The sequence below is a fragment of the Pseudomonas sp. 18.1.10 genome, from assembly GCF_024655625.1.
Classification (GTDB): domain Bacteria; phylum Pseudomonadota; class Gammaproteobacteria; order Pseudomonadales; family Pseudomonadaceae; genus Aquipseudomonas.
The window spans coordinates 1-2099 of record NZ_JANLGL010000428.1 but is presented as its reverse complement, the minus strand read 5'-3'; the positions used below and the strand labels follow the sequence as shown (position 1 = coordinate 2099).

Sequence of the window (2099 nt, the reverse complement as noted above, 5' to 3'; positions counted from 1 at the left end):
GACTGACACTCCGTATTCGCGAGCAAGCCCGCTCCCACACAAGCCCGCTCCCACAAGGGTTATGTATTTTCAGATGGTAAATCGCAGGGAGCATTTTTTATGCGCGTGATTCTTTTCAGCAGCCAAACCTACGACCGCGACAGTTTCCTCGGCGAGCCTCTACCGCCCGGCCTGGAGCTGCAATTCCAACCCGCGCGCCTCAACCTCGACACCGTGGCCCTGGCCGAGCACCACGAAGTGGTCTGCCCGTTTATCAACGACGACCTCAGCGCCACGGTGCTGGAACACCTGGCCAAAGGCGGCACGCGCCTGATCGCCCTGCGCTCGGCCGGTTACAACCACGTGGACCTGGCCGCCGCCAAGCGCCTGGGCCTGACCATCGTGCGCGTCCCCGCCTATTCGCCGCACGCCGTGGCCGAGCATGCGGTGGCGCTGATCCTCGCGCTCAACCGCCGCCTGCACCGCGCCTACAACCGCACCCGCGATGGCGATTTCAGCCTGCACGGCCTCACCGGCTTCGACCTGGTGGGCAAGACCGTCGGCGTGGTTGGCACCGGGCAGATCGGCGCCACCTTCGCCAAGATCATGGCCGGTTTTGGCTGCCAGTTGCTCGCCTACGACCCGTTCCCCAACCCGCAGGTGCTGGCCCTCGGCGCGCGCTACGTGAGCCTGCCCGAGCTGCTTGCGCAGGCGCAGATCATCAGCCTGCACTGCCCGCTCACCGCCGACAGCAAACACCTGATAAACGCCGACTCCCTGGCGCATATGCAACCCGGCGCGATGCTAATCAACACCGGACGTGGCGGCCTGGTGGATACGCCAGCGCTGATCGAAGCGCTCAAGGACGGCCAGCTTGGCTACCTGGGGCTGGATGTGTACGAAGAAGAAGCGCAATTATTCTTCGAAGACCGCTCCGACCTGCCCCTGCAAGACGACGTGCTGGCCCGCCTGCTGACCTTCCCCAACGTGATCGTCACCGCGCACCAGGCGTTCCTGACCCGCGAAGCCCTGGGCGCCATCGCCGGCACCACCCTGGCCAACATTGCCGCCTGGGCCGAAGGCCGCACACAGAACCTGGTCGATGGATGATCGGCGGTCACATACCAGGCCCATGATGGGCCGGCACCCGTGATAGGATGCCGCGCCTATTTGGAGGATCCATGGCCGAACACGATTTCCGCTTCAGCTTGCTGAGCCCGCAACACACCCTGATCGAATGCCGCGCCCTGGTGCCGGGCCGTTACCAAGTCACCGGCAACGGTGGCGCGATCAAGCACGGCGACGTGTTGATCGTCACCCTGCGCGGCAGCAAAACCCTGTCGATGCGCCTGACCGTCGAGGGCGACGCACGTTATTCCATCCGCCCGGCGGGCCAATGGGTCGCCATGGCCCAGGGGCCGAAATTCGGCGAGCTGGAGATTCACACCTGGAAGGTCAACTGCGACAGCTGCGACAGCGTGCTGGAGTTTGAATTCGCCGTCGAAACCAAGCTGAGCAAAGAGCCGCTGCAACCGGCCGCCAACGCGCGGATCAAGGAGTTGGGCTGGGCCAGCGAAGGCAACAAGCACCGCTGCCCGAAATGCCAGCAGGCCGCGCAATGAAAGGCCTGCTTCTGCTCGCCGCCGCGGGTGCGGCCCTGACGGGTTGTGCCGGCGATACCGTCAAGCTCAAGCAGGATCACAGCTACGTGGTGGAATGGATTGGTGAACGGCCGCTGATGGATTACGCGCACCTGACCGTCACCCTCGGTGCGGATGGTCGCGCCTACGGCAATGGCGGCTGCAACCACTGGTTTGCACCGTACACCGTCGACGGCGAAAAGCTCAGCTTCGGCCAGATCGGCAGCACCCGCAAACTCTGCGCCGAAGCCTTGATGGAGCAGGAACACCGCTTCTTCCAGGCCCTGCAAGGCGTGCAGCGCTGGGACATCTCGCCGATCGAGCAGACACGTTTCTGGCCGGCTGAAGGCAAGCCGATTCGCTTGTGGCTTGAAGAGGGCTGACAGCACCCATCTCAGGATTGAGCGAGGTCAAAATGTGGGAGCGGGCTTGCTCGCGAAAGCGCCGGATCAGACAACACACCTGTGACTGATACACCTG

At 64.0% G+C, this 2099-nt stretch carries 3 protein-coding genes; all 3 read left to right on the top strand.

Annotation, left to right across the window (positions count from 1 at the left end; genetic code table 11):
• Nucleotides 1-99: 99 nt before the first annotated feature.
• The 3 genes from NUV89_RS29440 to NUV89_RS29430 all read left to right on the top strand — a co-directional run bounded on the left by NUV89_RS29440 (nucleotide 100) and on the right by NUV89_RS29430 (nucleotide 2002).
• Nucleotides 100-1089 (top strand): 2-hydroxyacid dehydrogenase, encoded by a 990-nt coding sequence (locus NUV89_RS29440; protein WP_257784082.1) that lies wholly within the window; start codon nucleotides 100-102, stop codon nucleotides 1087-1089.
• A gap of 71 nt (nucleotides 1090-1160) precedes the next feature.
• The gene (locus tag NUV89_RS29435; RefSeq protein WP_017736039.1) at nucleotides 1161-1601 is read left to right on the top strand and encodes a hypothetical protein; all 441 of its coding nucleotides are present in this window, start codon (nucleotides 1161-1163) and stop codon (nucleotides 1599-1601) included.
• Entirely contained in the window at nucleotides 1598-2002 is a 405-nt protein-coding gene (locus tag NUV89_RS29430; RefSeq protein ID WP_257784081.1) for an META domain-containing protein, read from the top strand. Before NUV89_RS29435 ends, NUV89_RS29430 begins: the two co-directional genes overlap by 4 nt.
• The last annotated feature ends 97 nt before the right edge of the window (nucleotides 2003-2099 follow it).